This is a genomic window from Streptomyces sp. SID12501 (genome assembly GCF_010550245.1).
Taxonomy (GTDB): Bacteria; Actinomycetota; Actinomycetes; order Streptomycetales; family Streptomycetaceae; genus Streptomyces.
In genome coordinates, this window is sequence record NZ_JAAGLU010000546.1 from 1 (window position 1) to 386 (window position 386).

At 71.2% G+C, this 386-nt stretch carries 1 protein-coding gene; it reads left to right on the top strand.

Annotated features, from left to right (window positions below; all coding sequences use genetic code 11):
• Window positions 1-386: ABC transporter substrate-binding protein (locus G3I71_RS47210; RefSeq protein ID WP_239149807.1), on the top strand; the 386-nt coding region annotated here is incomplete at both ends.

Below are 386 nucleotides of genomic sequence, written 5' to 3' on the forward strand. Positions count from 1 at the left end.
CACCCGCGGGCCGCCGCCGCGTTCGTCGCGCTGCTCCGGGGGCCGGTCGGTCGCCAGGCGCTCGAGGACGCCGGGTTCCAGATCGTCAACCGCGAGCCGTTCAACATCCTCTACCTCGGCATGAACCAGGCGAACCCCGACCTCGCCGACCCGCGCGTGCGCCAGGCCATCGCGTACGCCATCGACAAGGAGGCGCTCGTCGCGCAGACGCTGCCCGAGGGCACGGAGGTCGCGACGAACTTCGTGCCGCCGTCGGTCGCGGGCTGGAACCCCGACGTCGCGCAGTACGCGTACGACCCCGAGAAGGCGAAGGCGCTGCTCGCGGAGGCCGGGAAGTCCGACCTCACGATCGACTTCAACTACCCGACCAACGTGTCGCGGCCGTA